The sequence below is a fragment of the Streptomyces sp. NPDC087310 genome (assembly GCF_044744405.1).
Taxonomy (GTDB): domain Bacteria; phylum Actinomycetota; class Actinomycetes; order Streptomycetales; family Streptomycetaceae; genus Streptomyces.
Window position 1 is genome coordinate 73,289 of the sequence record NZ_JBIUYF010000002.1, and the last position, 23,262, is coordinate 96,550.

A 23,262-nucleotide genomic window follows, 5' to 3' on the forward strand; every position below is an offset into this window, starting at 1 on the left:
TCTCCCCCGCTTGCGAAGGCCGATCCATGACCCTCACCGCCACCGCGAAGGCGGCGCCCCCGCCCGCGCCGGGCCCTCCGGCGTCCCGGGCGTCCGCCCTGCGCCGCTCCTGGCGCGCGTTCTCGCCGTACGCCTATCTCGCCCCGTTCTTCACCCTGTTCGCCGCCTTCGGGCTCTTCCCGCTGCTCTACACGGCGTATGTCTCGCTCTACCGGGTGGAGTTGCAGACGCCGGGCGACATGGAGTGGCGCGGCCTCGGCAACTACACGGCGATCTTCACCGACGCGTACTTCTGGACCGCGCTGCGCAACACCTTCACCATCGGTGTGCTCTCCACCGTGCCGCAGCTCGTGATGGCGCTGGGACTGGCCCATCTCCTCAACTACAAGCTTCGCGGGCGGACCTTCATCCGTACGGCGATGCTGCTGCCGTACGCGACATCCGTGGCCGCCGCGACCCTGGTCTTCGCCCAGCTCTTCGGCCGCGACTTCGGTCTGGTCAACTACGTGCTGGGGCTGGTCGGTGTCTCCCCGGTGGACTGGCAGACCGGCACCGTCGCCTCGCAGATCGCCGTGTCGACCATCGTGATCTGGCGCTGGACCGGGTACAACGCGCTGATCTATCTGGCGGGCATGCAGTCGATCCCGGGCGAGCTGTACGAGGCCGCCGAGGTCGACGGGGCCTCGCGCTGGCGGCAGTTCATCCACATCACCCTGCCGGGACTGCGCCCCACGATCGTCTTCACGGTCGTCGTCTCGACCATCGGGGCCACCCAGCTCTTCGGTGAGCCACTGCTCTTCGAGGGGTCCATCTCGGGCGGCATCTCGCACCAGTACCAGACGCTCGGCCTCTACCTGTACGAGCAGGGCTGGGGCTTCTTCCACCTCGGCCGGGCCGCCGCGATCGCCTGGGTGATGTTCCTGCTCATCCTGATCCTCGTCGGCATCAACGCCCTGGTCGCGCGCCGCCGTTCGCGTAAGGAGGCCGGCCGATGACCACACTCACCGCGCCGCCGACCCCACCGTCCCCGCCCGCCGGGAAGGAGCCGCGGCCCGCTCCGGTACGGCGCCGGAGCCGCGCCGGGCGCACCATGCACGGCGGATGGCTCTCGTACACGATCCTGACGGTCGCGCTGCTCTTCTCCGCGTTCCCGTTCTACTGGACGATCGTCGCGGCCAGCCGCTCCAACGCCGATCTGGCGAAGGTGCCGCCGACCCTGCTGCCCGGCCCCCATCTCATCAACAACTTCCAGGCGGTGCTGGAGGAGGCCGACATCGGCAAGGCGCTCCTCAACTCGCTGATCGTCTCCGGGTCGATCACGGTGGGGACGGTGCTGTGCTGCACCCTGGCCGGGTTCGCCTTCGCCAAGCTGCGCTTCCGCGGCCGTGGTGTGCTGCTCGCCGTCACCATCGGCACGATGATGATCCCGCCGCAGCTCGGGGTGATCCCGCTGTTCATGCTGATCGCCGAGCTCCAGTGGGTGAACCAACTCCAGGCCGTCATCCTGCCCGGACTGGTCTCCGCGTTCGGTGTGTTCTTCATGCGGCAGTACCTGGTGCAGTCGCTGCCCGACGAGCTGATCGAGGCCGCCCGCGTCGACGGCGCGTCCACCGCGCGGATCTTCTGGTCGGTCGTGGTGCCGATCGCCAGGCCGGGGATGGCCGTGCTCGGGATGCTGACCTTCATGGCCGCGTGGAACGACTTCTTCTGGCCGATCATCGCGCTCTCCTCGCAGAACCCGACCGTCCAGGTGGCGCTGCGCCAGCTCGGCGGCGGCTATGTGCACGACCAGTCCGTGATCATGGCGGGCACCCTGCTCGGCACCCTGCCGGTGCTGCTGGTCTTCGGTCTGCTGGGCCGTCAGATCGTCGGCGGCATCATGCAGGGCGCCGTCAAGGGCTGAGCCCCGCCCGGCACCCCGGCATCCGCATCCGTACCCGCATCCGTACCCGCACCCGCCGGGACCGCCGCCCCGCACCACCACCCGTATCCCCCCACCGCACCACCCGAACCCCCACCGTTCCGTCGCTCACTCACGGGAGCCCTTCTTCATGACCGCTGTCGACGCTCGCCCTCAGACCGCCGTGGAGGCCCGCTTCCCCGCCGGCTTCCGGTGGGGTACGGCCACCGCCGCGTACCAGATCGAGGGCGCCGCCACCGAGGACGGCCGTACCCCGTCCATCTGGGACACCTTCAGCCGGACGCCCGGCCGGGTCCGCAACGGCGACACCGGTGACATCGCCGCCGACCACTACCACCGGATGGACGAGGACGTCGCACTGCTCAAGGAGCTGGGCGTCACCGACTACCGCTTCTCGGTGTCCTGGCCGCGCGTCCAGCCCACCGGGCGCGGCCCCGCCGTCCAGCGCGGCCTCGACTTCTACCGGCGGCTGACCGACGCCCTGCTGGCGGCGGACATCAGGCCCGTCGCCACGCTCTACCACTGGGATCTGCCGCAGGAGCTGGAGGACGCGGGCGGCTGGCCGCAGCGGGACACGGCCGGGCGGTTCGCGGAGTACGCGCGCCTCGTCGGCGAGGCGCTCGGCGACCGCGTCTCCACCTGGACCACGCTCAACGAGCCGTGGTGCGCGGCCTTCCTGGGCTACGCCTCCGGGGTGCACGCCCCCGGGCGTACGGATCCGGTCGCCGCGCTGCGCGCCGCGCACCACCTGAACCTGGCCCACGGCCTGGGCGTCCGGGCGCTGCGCGACACACTGCCGCGCAAGGCCGAGATCTCGCTGACGCTCAACCTGCACGCGCTGCGGCCGCTCACCGACACACCGGCCGACCTCGACGCGGTGCGCAGGATCGACGCCGTGGGCAACCGGATCTTCCTCGACCCGGTCTTCCACGGGCGGCTGCCGGAGGACCTGGTCACCGACACGGCCGGGCTGACGGACTGGTCGTTCGTCCAGGACGGCGACCTGGAGACCATTTCCGCGCCCATCGACTCGCTGGGGATCAACTACTACTCCCCCACCGTCGTCGCCGCGGGCTCCTCGGAGACCCCGTCGCCGTGGCCGGCCGCCGAGGGCCGCGTCCGCTTCGTACCGGCTCCCGGGCCGCGTACGGCCATGGACTGGCCGGTCGACGCGGACGGGCTGTACGAACTGCTCACCCGGCTCCGTGACGAACTGCCCGGCACCCCGCTCATGGTCACCGAGAACGGGGCGGCGTACGACGACTACGCGGACCCGTCCGGCGAGGTCCACGACCCCGAGCGCGTGGCCTACCTCCACTCCCATCTCAGCGCGGTCCACCGGGCGATCACGGACGGCGCGCCGGTGGGCGGCTACTTCCTCTGGTCGCTGCTGGACAACTTCGAGTGGGCCTACGGCTACAGCAAGCGCTTCGGCATCGTCCATGTCGACTTCGCGACACAGCGCCGTACGGTCAAGGACAGCGCGCGCTGGTACGCGCAGGTCATCGGGCGCGGCGGCATCGGCTGAGCCTCCCCCTCCTGAGCCTCTCCGGCCCCATCGCGCTCACCCCCCGGACCCACCCGTCCGGGGGGTGAGCGCGTTTCCGGGGGTGCGGGGCGTGTGCGGCGGCGGGGAGTTTCCGCGCGATGTCTTGACAGTTACGGACGCCGGTCCCAGGATCCTCGGCAACGTAATTAACTACCTAGTGCGTTAATTAGCGCGCCGGACCACCCGTCCTTTCTCCCCCGTCCCATCCCCCCGTCCCATCCCTCGCCCCCGCCCGATCCCTCCCGCAGAGGAGCACGCGTGTCCGCTCACTCGCTCGACGCCTCGCAACCGTCCCCGACGCCGCAGGGCAAGCCCCGCAAGGCGGCCGTGGCCGCCTGGATCGGCAGCGCGCTGGAGTACTACGACTTCTTCATCTACGGCAGCGCCGCGGCCCTGATCTTCCCCAAGGTCTTCTTCAACCCCGACCACCCCGCGACCGCGACGCTGATCTCGCTCGGCACCTTCGGCGTGGCGTACGCGACCCGGCCGCTCGGCGCGCTGTTCCTCGGGCACATCGGCGACCGGGTGGGCCGGCGCCGGGTCATGGTCCTGACGCTGATCCTGATGGGCGTCTCCACGTTCCTCATCGGGTGTCTGCCCACGTACGACCAGATCGGGGCCGCCGCCCCCGTCCTGCTGGTCCTGATGCGCATGCTCCAGGGGATCTCGGCCGCGGGTGAGCAGGCCGGCGCCAGCTCGATGACACTGGAACACGCACCGGAGGACCGGCGCGGGTACTACTCCAGCTTCACCCTGAACGGGACGCAGGCCGGCCAGATCCTCGCCACTCTGATCTTCATCCCGGTCGCCGCTCTCCCCGACGACCAGCTCTACACCTGGGGATGGCGGATCCCGTTCCTGCTGAGCGCCTTCGTCGCGGTGGCCGGCTATCTCATCCGGCGCAACCTGGAGGAGACCCCCGTCTTCCAGCGGGAGTCCGCGGGCCGGGCGCCGGCCGAACTGCCGCTGGTCCATCTCCTGCGCCACCACTGGGCGGACGTGCTGCGTGTGATCGCCGCGGCGACGATCGCGACCGTCTCCACCATCTTCACCGTCTGGGCGCTGTCGTACGCGACCAGCGACGCCGTCGGTATGGACAAGACGGCCATGCTCTGGGTCGGTGTCGCCGCCAACGCCGTGGCCCTGCTGGCCATCCCGCTCTGGGCGAGGCTCTCGGACCGGATCGGCCGCAAGCCCGTCTTCCTCATCGGTTCGCTCGGCTCCGGTGTGATGATCTTCGTCTATCTGTGGGCGATCTCCACCGGCTCCTACCCGCTGGTGCTCCTCGCCGGTATCGCGTTCTTCGGTGTGGTCTACAGCGCGGCCAACGGGATCTGGCCCTCCCTGTACGGGGAGATGTTCTCCACCCGGGTCCGGCTCTCGGGCATGGCGATCGGTACGCAGATCGGCTTCGCCGTCGCCGGGTTCGCCGTCAGCTTCGCGGCGCGGATCGCGGGGCCCGACGGGGACAACTGGGCCGGTGTCGCGATCTTCACGGCGGTCTTCTGCGCCCTCAGCTCGCTCGCGGTCGTGACCGGCCGGGAGACGTTCAAGGTGCCCACCACCGAACTCGGCGCCCCGCGGGAGACAGCCCCGGAGCAGCCACAGGCCACCACGTCGGTCAATGCCTGACCCCCCTCCCCCACCGGAAGAAAGAACACGATGCCGCATTCGTCCGACCGGACTCCGGAGCACTCCGTACTCGTCCTCAACGGTCCCAATCTCAATCTGCTCGGCCTGCGGGAGCCCGCGGTGTACGGCACGGACACGCTCGCCGACATCGAGGCGCTGTGCCGCACCACCGCGGCCGGACACGGCCTACGGGTCGACTTCCGGCAGAGCAACCACGAGGGCGTGCTCATCGACGCCGTGCAGGAGGCGCGTACCGCGCACCGCGGGATCCTGATCAACCCGGCCGGCTACAGCCACACCTCGGTGGCGCTGCGCGACGCGCTCGCCGCCGTGGACCTGCCGGTCGTGGAGGTGCATCTGTCCAACATCCACCGGCGCGAGGCGTTCCGGCACCACTCGTACGTCTCGGCCGTCGCCGACACCGTGATCTGCGGGGCCGGGGCGCACGGCTACGCGCTGGGACTCGCCCACCTGGCCCACCTGGTGGAGGCCGCCCGATGACCGGGACCTCGTACCTCACCGGTCTGATCGGCGCGGGCATCGGCCCCTCGCTCAGCCCCGCGCTGCACGAGCGGGAGGCCGACCGGCACGGTCTGCGCCTGCTCTACCGCACCATCGACATCGACGCGTTGGGGGTCGGGCCCGAGGCGGTCGGTGAACTGGTGCGGGCGGCGCGCTCGCTGGGCTTCGACGGGCTCAACATCACCCATCCCTGCAAGCAGTTGGTGATCGAGCACCTGGACGAGGTGGATCCGGCCGCCGCGGCGCTCGGCGCGGTCAACACCGTCGTCCTGCGCGACGGCCGGGCGACCGGTCACAACACGGACGTCACCGGCTTCGCCCGGTCCTTCGCCCGGGGCCTGCCCGGCGTCGCCACCCGGCGGGTCGTGCAGCTCGGGGCGGGCGGGGCGGGCGCCGCCGTCGCGCACGCCCTGCTCACCCTCGGCGTGGACCGGCTCTCCCTGGCGGACACCGACCCGGTCCGGGCCACCGTGCTCGCCGACGCGCTGAACCGCCGCTTCGGCGCCGGGCGGGCGAGCGCCGTCGCGCTGCCGTGGCTCGCCGCGCGCCTCGCCGACGCCGATGGTCTCGTCCACGCCACGCCCACCGGCATGGCCGGACACCCGGGGCTGCCGCTGCCCGCCGGGCTGCTCCGTCCCGGAATGTGGGTGGCGGAGGTCGTCTACCGGCCGCTCGACACCGAACTGCTGCGGCTGGCCCGGGAGATCGGCTGCCCGACGCTGGACGGCGGCGCCATGGCCGTCTTCCAGGCGGCCGACGCCTTCCGGCTCTTCACGGGACGGGAGCCGCACACGGAGCGGATGCTCGACGATCTCGCCGACCTCGTCGGGGCCCCCACCGGGTAGGGCGGGCCGGTACGGTCCCCGGCGGCGCACGGGCGTCTCGGTAGACTGGGGGGCACCGTGCCCGACGCGGGCCCGACGCCACGAGGAGCCGTATGGCAGCCGCCGTCCCCCCGCCGCCCCCGCCCGTCGCACGGACCCGGGACGCGGCACGGACCCGCGAGGAGATCCTCGACGCGGCGACGCGGGAGTTCGCCCGGGTCGGCTTCGCGGGCGCCCGGGTGGACGAGATAGCGGCGCACATCCACACCACCAAGCGGATGATCTACTACTACTTCGGCAGCAAGGAGCGGCTCTTCACGACCGTCCTGGAGCGGGCGTACGGGGTGATCCGCGCGATCGAGCAGGGCATCGACGTCGAGCATCTCGACCCGGAGTCCGCGATCAGGCGGCTCGCCGAGGTCACCTTCGACCACCACGAGGCGCATCCGGACTTCATCCGGCTGGTCAGCATCGAGAACATCCACGAGGCCGAGCACATCAGGGCCTCGGCCACGCTCGGCTCGCTCAACTCCCCCGCCATCGACGTCATCCGCCGCATCCTTCGGGAGGGCCGGGCGAAGGGGGTCTTCACCGCCGATGTCGACGCCCTCGACCTGCACGCGATGATCAGCTCGTTCTGCTTCTTCCGGGTCGCCAACCGGCACACCTTCGGCACCCTCTTCGGCCGTGACCTGACCGCCCCGGACCGGCGCGAGCACTACCGCACCATGCTGGGCGACATGGTCATCGCCTATCTGACGGCCGAGGTGTGACCCCCGGCGTCCGACGGCCCACGCCGGACGCCCGACGGCCGGGCCTTCACGGCCCGGCTCGTTCACGGCCCGGCCCGGCTCGCGCGGCCCGCTACGTGTCGCTGAACGTCTCACCCTTCTCCGCCTTCGCGACCAGCGCCGCCGGCGGCGCGAACCGCTCGCCGTACAGCTCCGCCAGCTCGCGGGCGCGCGCCACGAAGCCGGGCAGGCCGCCCTCGTACCCGTTGATGTACTGGAGCACGCCCCCGGTCCAGCCCGGGAAGCCGATGCCCAGGACGGAGCCGATGTTGGCGTCGGCGACCGAGGTCAGGACGTTCTCGTCCAGGCAGCGGACGGACTCCAGCGCCTCGGCGAAGAGCATCCGCTCCTCCATGTCGCGCAGCGGGACGTCGGTGTCGCCCGTGCCGAAGTGCTGCCGCAGCCCCGGCCAGAGCCGCAGGCGCGCGCCGTCCTCGCCGTACTCGTAGAAGCCCGCGCCGCCCGCGCGACCCGTGCGCCCGAACTCGTCCACCATCCGGTCCACGACCGCGTCCGCGGGGTGTCCGGTCCAGTTCCCCCCGGACTCCTCGACCGCGCGCCGCGTCTCCTCGCGGATCCTGCGGGGCAGGGTGAGCGTCAACTCGTCCATCAGGGCGAGCACCTTGGCCGGGTAGCCCGCCTGCGCGGCGGCCTGTTCGACGGAGGCGGGCTCCAGCCCCTCGCCGATCATCGCGACGCCCTCGTTGAGGAAGTGCCCGATGACCCGGGAGGTGAAGAAGCCGCGCGAGTCGTTGACGACGATCGGGGTCTTCTTGATACGGCGCACCAGGTCGAAGGCGCGGGCGAGGGCCTCGTCGCCGGTCCGCTCCCCTCTGACGATCTCGACCAGCGGCATCTTGTCGGCCGGCGAGAAGAAGTGCAGTCCGATGAAGTCGGCCGGGCGCGACACTCCCTCGGCGAGCCCGGTGATGGGCAGGGTGGAGGTGTTGGAGCAGAGCAGCGCGTCGGGTTCGACGATCCCCTGGATCTCCTGGAACACCCGGTGCTTGAGCGCCGTGTCCTCGAACACCGCCTCGATCACGGCGTCACAGCCGGCCAGGCGCGCCGGGTCGGCGGTGGGGGTGATCCGGACGAGCAGCGCGTCGCGGTCCGCCTCGGTGGTACGGCCCCGGGCGAGCGCCTTGGCGAGCAGCTTCTCCGCGTACGCCTTGCCCCGGGCGGCGGCTTCGGCGGAAACGTCCTTGAGGACGACGTCGAGCCCCGCACGCGCGCACGCGTAGGCGATGCCCGCGCCCATCATCCCGGCGCCGACCACGGCGACCTTGCGGACCTCGCGCGGTGCGATGCCCCGGGGCCTGCTCGCCCCGGAGTTGACGGCCTGGAGGTCGAAGAAGAACGCCTGGATCATGTTCTTGGCGGTCTGTCCGGTGACCAGTTCGGTGAAGTAGCGCGCCTCGATCGTCTGCGCGGTCCCGAAGTCGACCTGCGCGCCCTCGACGGCCGCCGCGAGGATGTTGCGCGGCGCCGGGTAGGGGGCGCCGGCGAGCTGCTTCTTCAAGGTGGCGGGGAAAGCGGGGAGTTGGACGGCGAGACCCGGGCTGGACGGCGTGCCGCCGGGGATCCGGTACCCCTTGACGTCCCAGGGCTGGTGGGACTCGGGGTGTGCGTCGATGAAGGCGTGCGCCCGCGCCAGCATCTCCTCGGTGGTGGTGGCGACCTCATGGATCAGGCCGCTTTCCAGGGCGCGGCGCGGGGAGTACCGGGTGCCCTGGAGGAGCACCTTGAGCAGGGCGTCGGCGAGGCCCATCAGCCGTACGGTACGGGTGACCCCGCCGCTCCCCGGCAGCAGTCCGAGGGTGACCTCGGGCAGCCCGATCCGGGATCCGGGGGCGTCGAGGGCGATGCGGTGGTGGCAGGCGAGGGCGATCTCGTAACCGCCGCCCAGCGCCGCGCCGTTGATGGCGGCGACCACCGGTTTGCCGAGGGTCTCGATCCGGCGCAGGGCGTGCTTGACGGCCATGCCGCTCTCGAAGACCCGCCGGGCGTCGCCGGGGCCCAGCTCCATCATGTCCTTGAGGTCGCCGCCCGCGAAGAACGTCTTCTTGGCGGAGGTCACGATGATGCCGCGGATGGTGTCGCGCTCCGCCTCGGCGCGGTCGGCGACGGCCGTGACGGAGTCCCTGAACGCCTGGTTCATGGTGTTCGCGGACTGGTCGGGGTCGTCCAGGACAAGGGTGACGACGCCGCTCGCGTCCCGCTCCCAGCGGATGGCGGCCGGCGCGGGGTTCGAGGCGGGCGTGGGGTGCGGAGGGGCGGTGGTGGGCTCGCTCATGCTGCTGCTCCGTTGCTCCGTAGCGGGAGAGATCCGTAGGGGGGAGGGATCCCTGGCGGGAGAGATCCGTAGCGGGAGAGAAGGGACGGGCGGTCAGAGACGCTCGACGACGGTGGCGACACCCATGCCCCCGCCGACGCACAGCGTGGCGAGGCCGTACCGCTGGTCCCTGCGCTCCAGTTCGTCGACGAGGGTGCCGAGGATCATCGCGCCGGTGGCGCCGAGGGGATGGCCGAGCGCGATGGCGCCGCCGTTGACGTTGACCTTGTCGAGGGAGAGCCCCATCTCGTCGACGAAGCGCAGGACGACGGCGGCGAATGCCTCGTTGATCTCGACCAGGTCGATGTCGTCGATGGTCAGTCCGGCCTTGGCGAGGGCCTTGCGGGTGGCGGGGGCCGGTCCGGTCAGCATGATGGTCGGCTCGGACCCGGAGACCGCCGCGGAGACGATCCGGGCGCGCGGCGTGAGCCCGTACCGCTCCCCCGTCTCCGCCGAGCCGATGGCGACGAGGGCCGCGCCGTCCACGATGCCGGACGAGTTGCCCGCGTGGTGGACGTGGTCGATCCGCTCGACCCGGTGGTACTTCTGCAGGACGACGGCGTCGAAGCCACCCTGCTCGCCGATGCCCGCGAAGGACGGCTTCAGCGCGGCGAGCGAGTCTGCGGTGGTGCCGGGGCGCGGGTGCTCGTCACGGTCGAGGACGGTGAGCCCGTTGCGGTCGCGTACGGGGACGACGGAACGGGCGAAGCGGCCCTCCTTCCAGGCGGCGGCGGCCCGCTCCTGGGAGAGTGCGGCGAACTCGTCCACGTCGCGCCTGCTGTAGCCGCCGAGGGTGGCGATCAGGTCGGCGCTGACGCCCTGGGGCACGAAACCGGTGGCGAAGCTGGTCATCGGGTCCATCGCCCAGGCGCCGCCGTCGGAGCCCATCGGCACGCGGGACATCGACTCGACGCCGCCCGCGAGGACCAGGTCCTCCCAGCCGGAGCGGATCTTGGCGGCGGCCAGGTTGACGGCTTCGAGGCCGGAGGCGCAGAAGCGGTTCTCCTGGACCCCGGCGACCGTGTCGGGCAGTCCGGCGGCGAGGGCCGCGATACGGGCGATGTCCGAGCCCTGGTCGCCGAGCGGGCTCACCACGCCGAGGACGATGTCGTCGACGGCTGCCGGGTCAAGTCCGGGCAGCCGGCGGCGCAGCTCGTGGATGAGGCCGACGACGAGGTCGATGGGCTTGGTGCCGTGCAGGGCCCCGTCGGCCTTGCCGCGACCGCGCGGGGTGCGGATCGCTTCGTAGACGAACGCTTCGGTACTCACGGCGGCTGCCTTCCGTTGCGGGGAGTGCGAGGGGCGGGGCCCGTCCGGCGGACCGGGCCTGGTCCTGCCGGATCAGGCCGGTTCGTGCCCGCCCGGCCGTTCCGGCAGGTCGGACGGGTCGGACGGGTCGGGCAGGTCCCAGTCGCGGGCGACCTCGGCGGCGTCCGCCCCCGGCCGCGCGGGCGGGCGGCGCACCGACCCCGGGGTGGCGGAGAAGCGGGGCGCCGGGGCGGGCTGGCGGAGCCCCGCGTGGTCGGTGAAGGTGCCACGGGCCGCGAGGTGGGGGTGGTCGGGCGCCTCGCGCAGCGAGAGTACGGGGGCCACACAGGCGTCGGAGCCGGCGAAGACGGCGGTCCACTCCTCGCGCGTCCGTGTCCTGAACCGGGCGGCCACGGCGGCCCGCAGCTCGTCCCAGCGCGCGAAGTCCCGGCGGTCGGGGACCTCCCCGGAGAGCCCGAGCAGGTCGATGAACTCGTTGTAGAAGCGCTTCTCCAGCGCGCCGACCGCCATGTACGCGCCGTCGGAGGTCTCGTACGAGCCGTAGAAGGGGCTGCCGCCGTCCAGCAGGTTCGCGCCGCGCCGGTCCTGCCAGCCGCCCGCGCCCATCATGGCGTGGATCATGGTGGTCAGATGGGCGGTTCCGTCCACGATCGCCGCGTCCACGACCTGTCCCGCGCCGTCCGGGGTACGGGCGTGCTGGAGCGCCGCGAGGACGCCGATGACCAGGTAGAGCGCGCCGCCCGCGTAGTCCCCGAGCAGGTTCGCGGGGAGCGCGGGCGCCTCCTCGGCCTTGCCGATCATGGACAGGGCGCCGGTGACGGCGATGTAGCCGATGTCGTGCCCCGCCCGGTCGGCGAGCGGCCCCTCCTGGCCCCAGCCGGTCATCCGGCCGTACACCAGCTGGGGATTGCGGCCGAGGCACTCCTTCGGGCCGATGCCCAGGCGCTCGGCGACGCCGGGGCGGTACCCCTCGACGAGGATGTCGGCGCGCTCGACCAGATCGAGGACGCGGGCGGCGCCGTCCTCGGCCTTGAGGTCGATCAGCACGGACCGCTTGTTGCGGTTGGTGAGGTCGTACGCCGGGTCGATACCGAGCCCCGCGCCACCGGGCCGGTCGATCCGTACGACGTCCGCGCCGAGGTCGGCCAGTGTCATCGCGGCGAAGGGGCCCGGCCCGATCCCGGCCAGCTCGACCACGCGTACGCCGGTCAGCGGACCGTCCGTCGTCCCTGTCATCCGACCCCCAGTGGTGAGGCGTCACCGAGGAGACACCCGGTGATGCCGAGAACACGTCCGCTCCGCGCAGGGCCCTGCGCGGAGGGGGGCAGAGCAAGCGCTTAGCCCTGTGCCGAGCCTATGCCGTACACCGGGTGTTCGGCCAAGCCGGTGCGGCGCGAGGCACCGCTCCCGGCCACGGGGGCGGCGGACGGGCCGCGTGGCGGACAGGACCTAGAGACCGGCTGCCCAGTCGGCGATGGTGTAGATCATCGAGCCGAGCCAGATCACCCCGACGACCGTGGCCACCAGCAGCACGGCCGACCTGCCGCGCGCGGGGGACGGGGCGGAGGAGGTACGGGCGGGGGCGTGGGGCGTCCTGAGCGCGGTTCGGCTGTTTGTCATGATCAGATCCTGTCGACCGCGAGCGGGCGACGGTATCCGTACGCGTACTCAGTTTCCGCGTGCTCGGTTTCCCGCGTGCTCAGTTTCCGCGCGCTCGGTTTCCCGCGTGCTCAGTTTCCGCGTGCTCGGTTTCCCGCGTCCGCCGTGCTCCCGCCGGCCTCCCGCGCGACCGCCTCGCGCAGGGCCTCGCGGCAGAGCGCGTCGGCCCGCCGGGTGGTCTCCGGCAGCCGGTAGTCGGGGGCCAGCCGCAGGGTGTGCGCACAGGCGGTGGCGAGGTCGACGCGGTGGCCCACCGAGACGAACACCGGCTTCACGCCCTCCCGGGTGCGCAGCGCGCGGCCGACCTCCTCGCCGTCGTCGGCGAGGAGCGGCGAGGAGTCGCCGCGCCGGGCGCCGGGCTGCGCGTACGAGAACGTGAACGGGTTCTTCGCCACGCCGATCACCGGGTGCCCGGTGACCACGCCGAGGTGGGAGGCGAGCCCGAAGCGGCGGGGGTGGGCCCGGCCGTAACCGTCGCAGACGATCAGTCCCGGTCCGGCGGTGAGCGCGCCGAGGGCGGCGAGCACGGTCGGGATCTCCCGGAAGGCGAGCAGTCCGGGGACGTACGGGAAGGCGACACGGCCGACGGCGGTGGCCTCGTCGACCACGGCGAGGGTGGCGGCGTCGAGGACGACGGCCGCGGCGGCGACGATGTCCCGCTCGTCGTCGTAGGCCACGTCCACGCCGGTCACCAGCCCCGTTCCGGGCGGCGGACCGGCTTCGCCGAGCACGACACGCCCGCGCAGTTCGTCCTGGACGGCGCGGGCCTCGGCCTCGTCGGCGGGTGTCCTGATCGTCTCCATGATGGCCACAGCCTATGCGGCGGTCACGGTGACTACCCTGGCGATCATGTTCGTACTGGAATTGACCTACAGCGCCCCCGTCGAACGCGTCGAGCCGCTCCTCGGCGCGCATGTCGCCTGGCTGGACGCCGCGTACGCGACGGGCGTCTTCATCGCCTCCGGCCGCAAGGTCCCGCGCGACGGCGGGGTGATCCTGGCGGTCGGGGACGACCGGGCCGCGATCGAGCGGCTGGTGGCGACCGACCCCTTCGTGACCGGTGACGTCTGTACGTACCGGATCACCGAGTTCACGGCGACGAAGACCGCGCCGGGGCTGGCCCCGTACCGCGAGGAGCAGGCGTAGGGCCCGGAGTCCGCGGTACGGCGCCCCTGAGCGGCGCGGTCCGCGTGGGCGGCGGGGCCCGGTGAGCGGCGGGGCCCGCGCCGGTCAGGGCGACAGGCGCGCCACGCGGCCCTGTTCGCCCGCCGCCCAGCAGCCCCGGTCGGGGGCGCAGTCGACCGTGTCGTACGAACCCGGGTCGACCGTCCGCCAGGTGCGGCCCCCGTCGGTGGTCAGATCCGTCCCGGTCGGGCCGACCGCGAGCGCGGCGCCGCCGCCGGGCGCCAGCCAGGCGACGCCCGAGCGGTAGGCGGGCGGCGGGGTGGCCGCCCGGCGCCAGTTCCGGCCGCCGTCGCCGGTCACGGCGGCGGCCCGCTCGGACGGCTGACCGGCGCGGTAGTCGCCGCCGACCGCCAGACCGTGGTGCCGGTCGCGGAAGGCGAGCGCGAAGACGCCGCGCGCCGGGTCGCCCGCCGGGAGCGTCGACCCCGCGACGGTCCAGGTGAGCCCGCGGTCCGCGGAGTGCAGGACACGGGCCTCGGCGGCGCCTCCCGTGGCCAGCCAGACGTCCTTCGGCCCCGAGCTGACCAGGCACTGGCCGCTCGCAGCGAAGGCCGCCTCGCCCGGCAGCGCGGCGGGCATCCCGGTGTCGGGCAGCACCCGCCAGGTCGCGCCGCCGTCGCCCGTCGACAGGATGCGGTACCTGCCGTCGACCGGGTCGCTCACCGCGAGTCCGTGGCGCCGGTCGAAGAAGGTCATGCAGTCGTAGAAGGCCCGGGGTTCGGGGTTGCGGAAGGTCTCCGTCCAGTGGGCGCCGCCGTCCTCCGTGCGGAAGATCCGGGACGCCTCGCCCTCGCCGATGGCCAGCGCCACGGCCCGCCGCGCGTCGAACGCCTCGATGTCCCGGAACTCCAGCCCGGCCGCCCCCGCCGGGGAGACGTCACGCCAGGTGCGTCCCGCGTCCGCCGTGCGCAGCACCGTACCGCCGGAGCCCGCGGCCCAGGCGGCGTTCCGCCCGACGGCCGCCAGGCCGCGGAAGCGCGCGTCGGTGCCGGTGTCGGTGAGGCGCCAGCCTGGCGTGCCGTACCCTGCCGGGCCCCGCCCCCGCTCCGCGCCGTGCGGCTCCGTACCGGCCCGCGCCGGTGCGGCCAGGGCCGTGACCAGCGCCGCTCCGCTCACCGCGCAGGCGAACGCCGTCCTCAACGCGCGTCGCGTCTTCCCCATGGACCTCATGGCGGTGGAAGCTAACCCACCGGCCGGGGCCCGTCCAGAGGGCGCCCGGTCGCCCTCCACCGCGAGAGTGTGATACAGATCACCGCACGGTGACACAGCTCACTCCTGATTCGGCGCACGTATTGGGCTGCTCCACCGTCTTTCCCTGTAGGAGGGGGCCGCACCCGGTCCCTCTCCCGTACGAAGCGGTGCGACGTCCGTACCGAACCCGTACGGATGAGCCCGGCGCAGTCCGGATCCGACGAAGGGGAGCAGGCCATGTCGCCCGTCATCGAACAGGCCGTGCAGGCCCGGCTGGTCTCGCCCACTCCCCGGATGGAGACCGTCCCCGCGACGCTCTGTTACGACCGGGCCGATCCCTTCGCCGTACGGATGGAGTTCCCGCCCCCGGCGACGCTCGAAGGCACCGAGGTCACCTGGGAGTTCTCCCGTGAGCTGCTGGCGACGGGGATGACCGAGCCCGTGGGCGTCGGCGACGTACGGGTACGGCCCTTCGGCTACGGCCGTACGGTCCTGGAGTTCCACGCGCCCGAGGGCACCGCGATGGTGCATCTGCGCACCTCGGAGCTGCGGCGTTTCCTGGAGCGCTCGCAGGGCCTGGTACCGGCCGGCCGCGAGCACCTCTATCTCGACCTGGACCACGACCTGACCGAACTGCTGCGCGACGCACGCTGACGGGGTCCGCCCTCCCCTGCCCTGCTCTCCCATCCCCTGCCCGCACGCCCGCACAGGCTTAATTCCTTTGACCGCCGCCGGGCGGCTCCGTACCGTGTCCCGTGGTCCTGTTGTCGTCGATCGGAGTGGACCGTTGCGCATCTGAGGTCCTGAGACACCGTGCCGCACAGCCGTGGTTCCTTCCGGCTGTCCGCCTCGTGTGTGACCTCGGCTGCCGAGCCGTCCCCTCGACCTGGACTTCCCTCCTTCTCGCGGTGTCTCCATCCGTTGCCCTGCCCCCTTGAACCTTCGCAGCAACCGGAGACGTGTATGTCCGCCGCTCCCGCCCATCTCACCTGTACCGCCCTCTCGTTCGCCTGGCCGGACGGGACGGAGGTGTTCGACGACTTCCAGCTCGCGATCGGCCCCGGCAGGACCGGGCTCATCGGCCTCAACGGTTCAGGAAAATCAACCCTGTTGAAGCTGCTCGCGGGCGAACTCGCCCCGACAGCGGGCCGGATCAGGATCGCCGGCGAAGTCGGACACCTCCCCCAGACCGTGACCCTCGCCACCGCGCTGCGGGTGGACGAGGCCCTCGGTATCGCCGCGACCCGCGCCGCGCTGCACGCCATCGAGGCGGGCGACGCGAGCGAGGAGCACTTCACCGCCGTCGGTGACGACTGGGACGTGGAGGAGCGGGCCCACGCCACCCTCGACCAACTCGGCCTCGGCCGGCTCGGTCTCGACCGGACGGTCGGCGAGATGTCGGGCGGCGAGTGCGTGCTGCTCGGCCTGGCCGCGCTGCTGCTCGCCCGCCCCGCGGTCCTGCTGCTGGACGAGCCGACCAACAACCTCGATCTGCCCGCCCGGCGGCGGCTGTACGACGCCGTCGGGTCCTGGTCCGGTGTCCTGGTCGCGGTCAGCCACGACCGCGAACTCCTGGAGCGCGTCGACCAGATCGCCGATCTGCGGGACGGCGAGGTCCGCTGGTACGGCGGCGCCTTCTCCGCGTACGAGGAGGCGCTCGCCCAGGAGCAGCAGGCGGCGGCCCGCATGGTGCGGGCCGCGGAGGCCGATGTGCAGCGTCAGAAGCGTGAACTGTCGGAAGCACAGATGAAGTTGGCCCGGCGCAAGCGGTTCGGGCAGAAGATGTCGGACACCAAGCGCGAGCCGAAGATCGTCATGAACGGGCGCAAGCAGGCGGCCCAGGAGTCCGCGGGCAAGCACCGCATTCTGCACACGGAGCGGCTCGCCGAGGCGCAGGAGCGGCTGGACGAGGCGGTGGAGGCGGTACGGGACGACGACGAGGTCCGTATCGAACTGCCGCACACCGTCGTCCATCCCGGGCGCGGCGTGCTGACCCTGCGCGATCTGCGGCTGCGGTACGGGGCCGAGGTCAGCGGCGAGTACGCGATCCACGGCCCCGAGCGGATCGCGCTGGTCGGCCGGAACGGAGCGGGCAAGACGACGCTTCTGCGCACCGTCGCCGGGGAGTTGGCGCCGGAGTCCGGCGAGGCGCTGGTCCATGTGCCGCTGCGCTTCCTGCCGCAGCGGCTCGATGTGCTGGACGACGCGCTCACCGTGGCGGAGAACGTCGCCCGCTTCGCGCCCGCCGCGACCAACAACCAGATCAGGTCCCGGCTGGCACGCTTCCTCTTCCGGGGCGCGCGGGCCGACCAGCCGGCCGGGACCCTCTCCGGCGGTGAGCGGTTCCGGGCCTCGCTCGCCGCGCTGCTGCTCGCGGAACCGGCGCCGCGGCTGCTGCTGCTCGACGAGCCGACGAACAACCTGGACATGGCGTCCGTCCGCCGGCTCGCCGCCGCGCTGGAGTCGTACGAGGGCGCGCTGATCGTGGCGAGCCACGACGTGCCGTTCCTGGAGTCGATCGGGATCACCCGCTGGCTGCGGCTCGACGGTGAGCTCAGGGACGCCGACGCGGAGGAGGTACGGGCCTTCGGGCACGGGTGAACGGGCACGGGTGAACGGGCACAAGCGGACCGGGCACAGGCTGACCGGGCACGGGTGATGATGGGCGGGCGGCCGGTCCCGTACCACCCGGCCGGCCACCCGACCAGGACGAAATGGAGTGACGATCGTGCCCAGCAGGAAAGCCCTGATCCGACGCCCGAGCCCACGCCTCGCCGAGGGGCTGGTCACCCACCTCGAACGGACCCCGGTCGACACCGCGCTCGCGGTCGAGCAGTGGGAGCGGTACGGTGCGACGCTGCGCGCGCACGGCTGGGAGACCGTCGAGGTGGACCCGGCCGACGACTGCCCGGACGGGGTGTTCGTCGAGGACACCGTCGTGATGTTCCGCAATGTCGCGCTGATCTGCCGCCCCGGCGCCCTCTCTCGCCGTCCCGAGACCGCCGCGGTGGAGGAGGAGCTGGTCCGGCTCGGCTGCTCGGTCAACCGGATCCGGGAGCCCGGCACCCTTGAGGGCGGCGATGTGCTGAGGACCGGCGACACGATCTACGTGGGGCTGGGCGGCCGGACGAACGCGGCGGGGGTGCGGCAGCTCCGCGCGGTCTTCGAACCGCTCGGGGCGCGGGTGGTGGCCGTACCCGTCACCAAGGTGCTGCATCTCAAGTCCGCGGTGACGGCGCTGCCCGACGCCACCGCCATCGGCTTCGAGCCGCTGCTGGACGCCTGGTCGCTCTTCCCGCGCCGGCTCTCCGTACCGGAGGAGCCGGGCTCGCATGTCGTGCTGCTCGGCGGCGGGAAACTGCTCATCGCGGCGAGCGCGCCGCGGACCGCCGAGCTGCTGTCGGATCTCGGCCATGAGCCGGTGCCGGTCGACATCAGCGAGTTCGAGAAGCTCGAAGGGTGTGTGACCTGCCTCTCGGTGCGGCTGCGGGAGCTGTACGTCTGACGGACACGAGCGGGGTCGCATACGAACTCACGTACGAGTCTTCGCGGTCCCGTACGGGAGTCGGCGCGGCCCCCGCGCGGGACCGGAGAACCATGGCTGACCTGCACCTCAACCCCCGATGGCGACAGCGTGCCGCGTGTGCGACCTGAGGTGATCGTGCGGTGATCCGGGGTCCGGGCTTGGCCTCTCACTTACTCGGGCCTTAACCTACGGTGTCGTAACCTACGAACCCGTAGGTAAACAACTCCCGTCCCCCTGGAGCACCCGTGTCGATCACCTCTCCCCACCTCGGCAGTTCGGACGCGTGGACCGACGCCCGACTGCTGTACGCGCTGGAAGAGGTGGTGGAGAAGGAACTCAACCGCCATCTCAAGGTCGCCAAGGACTGGATGCCGCACGAGTACGTGCCCTTTTCCGACGCCCGCAACTTCCCCGGCCTCTTCGAGGACGGCGAGGCGTGGGAGCCGGCGCAGTCGAAGGTCACCGACATCGGCAAGATCGCGCTCGTGGTCAATCTGCTGACCGAGGACAACCTCCCCAGCTACCACCACGAGATCGCCAGCCTCTTCGGCCGCGACGGCGCCTGGGGCACCTGGGTGCACCGCTGGACCGCGGAGGAGGGCCGGCACGGCATCGTGATGCGCGACTACCTGCTCGCCTCGCGCGCCGTCGACCCGGACAAGCTGGAGCAGTTCCGGATGGCGCACATGGCGGAGGGCTTCGAGTCCGACAACCGCCACTCGATGCTGCACTCCGTCGCGTACGTCGCCTTCCAGGAGCTGGCGACCCGCGTCTCGCACCGCAACACCGGCCACCAGTCGGGCGATCCGGTCTGTGACCGGATGCTGGCGCGCATCGCCACCGACGAGAACCTGCACATGGTCTTCTACCGGAACCTGCTGGGCGCCGCCTTCGAGATCGCCCCGGACCTGACGATGCAGGCCGTGCGCGACGTGGTCGTGCAGTTCCGGATGCCCGGACACGGCATGCCCGGCTTCGAGCGCGCCGCCGCGCAGATGGCCATCGGCGAGATCTACAACATGCGCATCCACCACGACGACGTGCTCCAGCCGGTGCTGCGCTTCCTGAAGGTCATGGACATAGGCGGTCTCGGCCCCGAGGGTCTGAAGGCCCAGGAGGAACTGGGCCTGTACATGGGCGGTCTGGACAGCGAGGCGAGCAAGTTCGACGCGAAGCTCGCCGCCCGCAAGGCCCGGATGGCGGCGCGCGCGGCAGGCTGACAGCCCGGCAGGCCCGGCAGGACAGCGCGCGGCAGGCACCAGGGCGCGCAGGTACGACGAGGGGGCGCGCGGCGCGCAAGGGGGCGTACGGTGTGGGCCGCGCGCCGGTGCGCCGTACGCTGTGCCGGATGAAGCCTGTTACGCGCCTCTTCCTCATAGGCGCTCCCGTTCTGGTCGCCGCCGTCGTCCTCTTCGGCGGCGGCGACGGCGACTCGGGGGTGCTCGCCGACCATCCACCGGAGTATCCCGGGCAGAGCGGCACCCCCGATCCCCTGCTGTCCGGCGACCCGGACGAGCGCAAGGAGCTGGCGGAGCGGATCGAGAAGCTGCCGCCCGGCCTCGCCGCTCCCGCGCAGAAGGAGATCGCCGCGCGGCTCGTGGCCAGCGCGGAGAACTCCACACTCGACTGGCGCGGCCAGTACGGTGCCATCGAGGACCTCGGCGACGGCAACGGTTACACGGCCGGGATCATCGGCTTCTGCTCCGGCACCAACGACATGCTGCAGCTCGTGGAGTCGTACACGAAGTCCCACCCGGACAACCCGCTCGCGCCCTATCTCCCCGCCCTGCGCGCGGTGGACGGCACCGACTCGCACGAGGGCCTGGACCCCGGCTTCCGGGACGCCTGGGCCGAGGCCGCGGAGTCCCGGGACTTCCGCCTCGCGCAGGACAGGACCCGGGACACGCTGTACTTCGACCCGGCCGTCCGGCTGGCCAAGATGGACGGCCTCGGCACGCTCGGCCAGTTCGTCTACTACGACGCGATGGTCCTGCACGGCCCGGGGCTCGACGCGCAGGGCTTCTACGGCATCCGGCAGGCGGCCATGAAGAAGGCGAAGACGGCGGCCGAGGGCGGCGACGAGAAGGCGTACCTCGGCACCTTCCTCGACGCGAGCAAGGCCGTGATCAAGACGAAGCCCCTCACGGCGCAGCGCGACTCCTCCCGTATCGACACCGCGCAGCGGGTCTTCCTGCGCGACGGCAACATGGATCTGCGGCTGCCGCTGCGCTGGCAGGTGTACGGAGAGGCATTCCACATCGACGCGGTGTGAGCGACCGGCCCGGGGACGGCGACCGGCCCGGGGACGACGGCCGGCCCGGGGTGAGGCGCCGGAGTCCGCAGGGGTGCACGGGACGCGCTCAGCGGCTCTGGCGCCGGAGGTTCTGCCGCTCCTTCTCGGAGAGCCCGCCCCAGACCCCGAACCGCTCGTCGTGGTTGAGGGCGTACTGGAGGCAGGCCACCCGCCCCTCGCAGGCACCGCACAGCCGCTTGGCCTCGCGGGTGGAGGAGCCGGGGGCGGGGAAGAAGAACTCGGGCCCGGTCTGGGCGCACAACGCGCTCTCCTGCCAGGAGAGTTCGTCGGTCGTGGTGGTGCTGGTGATGATGTTGATCGGCATGCCGCACAGGTTGCCCGTCCGCGATAAACGAATGATGGACGAACCATCAACGACCTGATGGACAGGGCCTGTTGTCAGGCGTCCCGGGCCACGCCCTGGAGGATCGCGAACCGCGCCCCGGAGGGGTCGGCCAGCTTGGCGAACCGTCCGACACCCTCGATGTCGGTCGGTGCCACACGCACCGTGGCGCCGAGCCCTCGGCCCGCCGTCACCGTAGCGTCGCATTCGGTGACCGCGAAGTACAGTTGCCAGTGCGGCGCGCCGCCCGACTCGCTCGGATCCGAGCCGAGCGTCACGAACCCGCCGAACATGCCGTCCGGGCCCTGTCCGGCCGGATGGACCATGCGGTACGTGCCGCTCCCGTCGGGCAGTGGCATGGCGGAGGACTCCCAGCCGAAGACGGCCTGGTAGAAGGCGTACGCGGCGGGCTCGTCGGCGGTGTACAGCTCGGCCCAGCAGAGACTGCCCGGCTCGTTGACGACGTCCAGGCCCTCATTGGTGCCGGGCTGCCAGATCGAGAAGGCGGCGCCGCCCGGGTCCGTGAGGACGGCCATCCTGCCGATGTCCATGACGTCCATGGGTCCGACCACGACGGAACCGCCGTTGCCCTGCACGGACTTGGCGGTGGCGTCGGCGTCGGACGTACGGAAGTACAGCGACCAGGACGGCGGGCCCTGCTCGGCGGTCATGGGCATTCCGCCCGCCGCGGTCCTGTCACCGAGCTGGAACATCCCGTAGCCGCCCGTGTCGGGTCCCGCGGGCCTGAATTCCCAGCCGAAGAGCCCTCGGTAGAAGGCGGTGGCGCCGTCGATGTCCGGGGTGCCGAGATCGACCCAGACCGGGGAGCCGTTGACATAGGGGGAGGTGAGCATGGCGCGCGCTCCTTCGTGAGGTCCCGTGCTCTCCTTCCGAGTCTCCCTCCACGGTGACCTGCCCGCCTCCTGGACGGGGCGCGGGCGAGGCGCGCGGGCGGGGGCGCGCGCCGATGCCCGCGGGCGGGGGTCAGTGGCCCGCGTGGTCCGCCTTGGCGTCGCCGTCCGCCTTCGCCGCGCCGTCCGCCTTCGTACCGCCGGAGGCCGCCGGGTGGTGCGGCTCGTACCCGGGGATCGTGCCGTCGGGCTTGGCGACCAGCAGCAGGCCGGCCATGCCCATGTCGGAGTGGCTCTGGACATGGCAGTGGTACATCCAGGCGCCCGCGCCCCCGCGTTCGCCCGCGATGATCTGGAAGCCGAAGGAGTCCGCCGGTCCCGTGATCTTGTTGTCGATCACCCGGCTGGGGTCGTCGGGGCCGGTGAGCAGGCCCGTTCTGTTGTCCGCCCAGCGGTGCCCGTGGACATGGAACGTGTGGTAGAACTCGCCGTGCGTGATCATGATGATCTCGACGCGATCACCCACGGTGGCCTCGAAGTTGGGGCTCTCCGCGCCGGGCTTGTTGTTGATCGTCATGTCGTTGAAGACGATCGTGAACTGCTTGTCCGGCAGGATGTCGCCCTTCCTGCGGACCACGACGGGACCGTACAGCCCCTTGCGGATGCCGCCCGTGCCGTGGTCCGTGCCCACGACATGGTCGTGGTAGTGCCAGTAGCCCGCACTGCCCGGCTGCCAGGTGCCGTCCTTGCGCGTGCCCGGGGTGTGGGTGCGCCAGGTGTACGTACGGGTGCCGCCGGGCTCGACATGGCTCTTGCTCATCCGGGTGCCGTCGTTGGCGATGTCGTAGTCCACACCGTGCGCGTGGAGGCTGACCGCGACGTCGGTGGTGTTCTCGAAGTCGATGTGGAGGGTGTCGCCCTCGTTCAGCTCGATCAGCGGCCCCGGGATGGTGGCCTTGCCCTTCTCGAAGCCGTACCCCATCTGGCCGTTGGGCAGGGTCTCGGCGTACATGCTGATACGGCGCACCTGGCCGCCCGCCGGAGCGGTTCTGGGCGGGGTGTCCGCCGCCGTGGCGGAGGGGGCCGACGCGGCGGCGACCGACAGGGAGGTCGCCCCGGTCGCGGCGACCGCGCTCCCCGCCAGCAGGCGTCGGTTGAAGCTCCTTCGGTCCATGGCCATCGTGAACTCCCCTGTGCCGTACGGACGTTTGCGGGGCGCATGAGACCCCGGAGACGGCCACACGGTAGTCCAGGGAACTTTGTTTATCCACACTCAGGACAAAGTTGGTGGGATTGCGGTCGTACCTATTGGCGCGCCGACGAAAGAGGTCTAGTTTCAGGCGCTGTTGCTGTGCCCGCAAGACCGTGTCCGAA

The 23,262-nt window shown here is 71.9% G+C and carries 22 protein-coding genes; 13 read left to right on the forward strand and 9 right to left on the reverse strand.

The genetic code is table 11. The annotated features are described in order from the left end of the window. The first annotated feature begins 26 nt into the window (after nt 1–26). From ACIO3P_RS06400 to ACIO3P_RS06430, 7 genes are all read left to right on the forward strand, one after another. Nucleotides 27–995 (forward strand): sugar ABC transporter permease, encoded by a 969-nt coding sequence (locus ACIO3P_RS06400; RefSeq protein ID WP_329827674.1) that lies wholly within the window; start codon nt 27–29, stop codon nt 993–995. Then, nucleotides 992–1,903: a carbohydrate ABC transporter permease gene (locus ACIO3P_RS06405; protein WP_401848777.1), complete on the forward strand. Its 912-nt coding sequence runs from the start codon at nt 992–994 to the stop codon at nt 1,901–1,903. The genes ACIO3P_RS06400 and ACIO3P_RS06405 overlap by 4 nt, the downstream gene beginning before the upstream one ends. 148 nt (nt 1,904–2,051) lie before the next feature. Beyond that, entirely contained in the window at nt 2,052–3,449 is a 1,398-nt protein-coding gene (locus tag ACIO3P_RS06410; protein WP_329827676.1) for a GH1 family beta-glucosidase, read from the forward strand. A gap of 279 nt (nt 3,450–3,728) precedes the next feature. Continuing rightward, nucleotides 3,729–5,102, forward strand: coding sequence for an MFS transporter (locus tag ACIO3P_RS06415; RefSeq protein ID WP_401848776.1), 1,374 nt, complete (start codon nt 3,729–3,731; stop codon nt 5,100–5,102). Between the two features lie 30 nt (nt 5,103–5,132). Continuing rightward, nucleotides 5,133–5,603, forward strand: a complete 471-nt coding sequence (aroQ, locus tag ACIO3P_RS06420; RefSeq protein ID WP_329827678.1) for a type II 3-dehydroquinate dehydratase — start codon at nt 5,133–5,135, stop codon at nt 5,601–5,603. Next, on the forward strand, nt 5,600–6,469 hold the full coding sequence (locus ACIO3P_RS06425; RefSeq protein ID WP_329827679.1) for a shikimate dehydrogenase: 870 nt from the start codon (nt 5,600–5,602) through the stop codon (nt 6,467–6,469). The genes aroQ and ACIO3P_RS06425 overlap by 4 nt, the downstream gene beginning before the upstream one ends. A 92-nt stretch (nt 6,470–6,561) precedes the next feature. Then, nucleotides 6,562–7,221: a TetR/AcrR family transcriptional regulator gene (locus tag ACIO3P_RS06430; protein ID WP_329827680.1), complete on the forward strand. Its 660-nt coding sequence runs from the start codon at nt 6,562–6,564 to the stop codon at nt 7,219–7,221. 91 nt (nt 7,222–7,312) lie between these two features. Here ACIO3P_RS06430 and ACIO3P_RS06435 read toward each other — a convergent pair whose 3' ends face one another. The 5 genes from ACIO3P_RS06435 to ACIO3P_RS06455 form a co-directional block, all read right to left on the reverse strand. Next, entirely contained in the window at nt 7,313–9,532 is a 2,220-nt protein-coding gene (locus ACIO3P_RS06435) for a 3-hydroxyacyl-CoA dehydrogenase NAD-binding domain-containing protein (RefSeq protein WP_401848774.1), read from the reverse strand. 93 nt (nt 9,533–9,625) lie between these two features. Further along, complete coding sequence (locus ACIO3P_RS06440; protein WP_401786218.1) at nt 9,626–10,840, reverse strand: acetyl-CoA C-acetyltransferase; 1,215 nt, start codon at nt 10,838–10,840, stop codon at nt 9,626–9,628. A gap of 72 nt (nt 10,841–10,912) precedes the next feature. Then, nucleotides 10,913–12,076: a CaiB/BaiF CoA transferase family protein gene (locus ACIO3P_RS06445; protein WP_401848772.1), complete on the reverse strand. Its 1,164-nt coding sequence runs from the start codon at nt 12,074–12,076 to the stop codon at nt 10,913–10,915. 213 nt (nt 12,077–12,289) lie between these two features. After that, nucleotides 12,290–12,460, reverse strand: a complete 171-nt coding sequence (gene mmpA, locus ACIO3P_RS06450) for a morphogenic membrane protein MmpA (RefSeq protein WP_401848770.1) — start codon at nt 12,458–12,460, stop codon at nt 12,290–12,292. 110 nt (nt 12,461–12,570) lie between these two features. Then, on the reverse strand, nt 12,571–13,302 hold the full coding sequence (locus ACIO3P_RS06455) for an endonuclease V (RefSeq protein ID WP_401848768.1): 732 nt from the start codon (nt 13,300–13,302) through the stop codon (nt 12,571–12,573). 46 nt (nt 13,303–13,348) lie between these two features. Between ACIO3P_RS06455 and ACIO3P_RS06460 the strand changes: the two genes are divergently transcribed. Continuing rightward, on the forward strand, nt 13,349–13,645 hold the full coding sequence (locus tag ACIO3P_RS06460) for a YciI family protein (RefSeq protein ID WP_401848766.1): 297 nt from the start codon (nt 13,349–13,351) through the stop codon (nt 13,643–13,645). Nucleotides 13,646–13,729: 84 nt separating this feature from the next. On the opposite strand, the gene ACIO3P_RS06465 is transcribed toward ACIO3P_RS06460, so the two are convergent. Further along, entirely contained in the window at nt 13,730–14,854 is a 1,125-nt protein-coding gene (locus tag ACIO3P_RS06465; RefSeq protein WP_401786207.1) for a WD40/YVTN/BNR-like repeat-containing protein, read from the reverse strand. 258 nt (nt 14,855–15,112) lie between these two features. Between ACIO3P_RS06465 and ACIO3P_RS06470 the strand changes: the two genes are divergently transcribed. The 5 genes from ACIO3P_RS06470 to ACIO3P_RS06490 all read left to right on the forward strand — a co-directional run bounded on the left by ACIO3P_RS06470 (nt 15,113) and on the right by ACIO3P_RS06490 (nt 20,673). Then, a complete protein-coding gene (locus tag ACIO3P_RS06470; protein WP_329828118.1) occupies nt 15,113–15,529 on the forward strand; it encodes an SsgA family sporulation/cell division regulator in 417 nt (138 codons plus the stop codon). 309 nt (nt 15,530–15,838) lie between these two features. Further along, the gene (locus tag ACIO3P_RS06475) at nt 15,839–17,476 is read left to right on the forward strand and encodes an ABC-F family ATP-binding cassette domain-containing protein (RefSeq protein WP_401848764.1); all 1,638 of its coding nucleotides are present in this window, start codon (nt 15,839–15,841) and stop codon (nt 17,474–17,476) included. A 127-nt stretch (nt 17,477–17,603) separates the two neighbouring features. After that, on the forward strand, nt 17,604–18,380 hold the full coding sequence (ddaH, locus tag ACIO3P_RS06480) for a dimethylargininase (protein WP_329827687.1): 777 nt from the start codon (nt 17,604–17,606) through the stop codon (nt 18,378–18,380). Nucleotides 18,381–18,646: 266 nt separating this feature from the next. Next, the gene (locus ACIO3P_RS06485; protein ID WP_329827688.1) at nt 18,647–19,621 is read left to right on the forward strand and encodes an acyl-ACP desaturase; all 975 of its coding nucleotides are present in this window, start codon (nt 18,647–18,649) and stop codon (nt 19,619–19,621) included. A 128-nt stretch (nt 19,622–19,749) separates the two neighbouring features. After that, nucleotides 19,750–20,673, forward strand: a complete 924-nt coding sequence (locus ACIO3P_RS06490) for a chitosanase (protein ID WP_329827689.1) — start codon at nt 19,750–19,752, stop codon at nt 20,671–20,673. An 88-nt stretch (nt 20,674–20,761) separates the two neighbouring features. Here ACIO3P_RS06490 and ACIO3P_RS06495 read toward each other — a convergent pair whose 3' ends face one another. From ACIO3P_RS06495 to ACIO3P_RS06505, 3 genes are all read right to left on the reverse strand, one after another. Continuing rightward, the gene (locus ACIO3P_RS06495; RefSeq protein ID WP_329827690.1) at nt 20,762–21,019 is read right to left on the reverse strand and encodes a WhiB family transcriptional regulator; all 258 of its coding nucleotides are present in this window, start codon (nt 21,017–21,019) and stop codon (nt 20,762–20,764) included. Nucleotides 21,020–21,093: 74 nt separating this feature from the next. Next, a complete protein-coding gene (locus tag ACIO3P_RS06500) occupies nt 21,094–21,891 on the reverse strand; it encodes a VOC family protein (protein ID WP_329827691.1) in 798 nt (265 codons plus the stop codon). 130 nt (nt 21,892–22,021) lie between these two features. Next, nucleotides 22,022–23,062 carry a multicopper oxidase domain-containing protein gene (locus ACIO3P_RS06505; protein ID WP_401848859.1) on the reverse strand — a complete coding sequence of 347 codons (1,041 nt, stop codon included), beginning with the start codon at nt 23,060–23,062 and terminating at the stop codon, nt 22,022–22,024. Nucleotides 23,063–23,262: the final 200 nt, after the last annotated feature.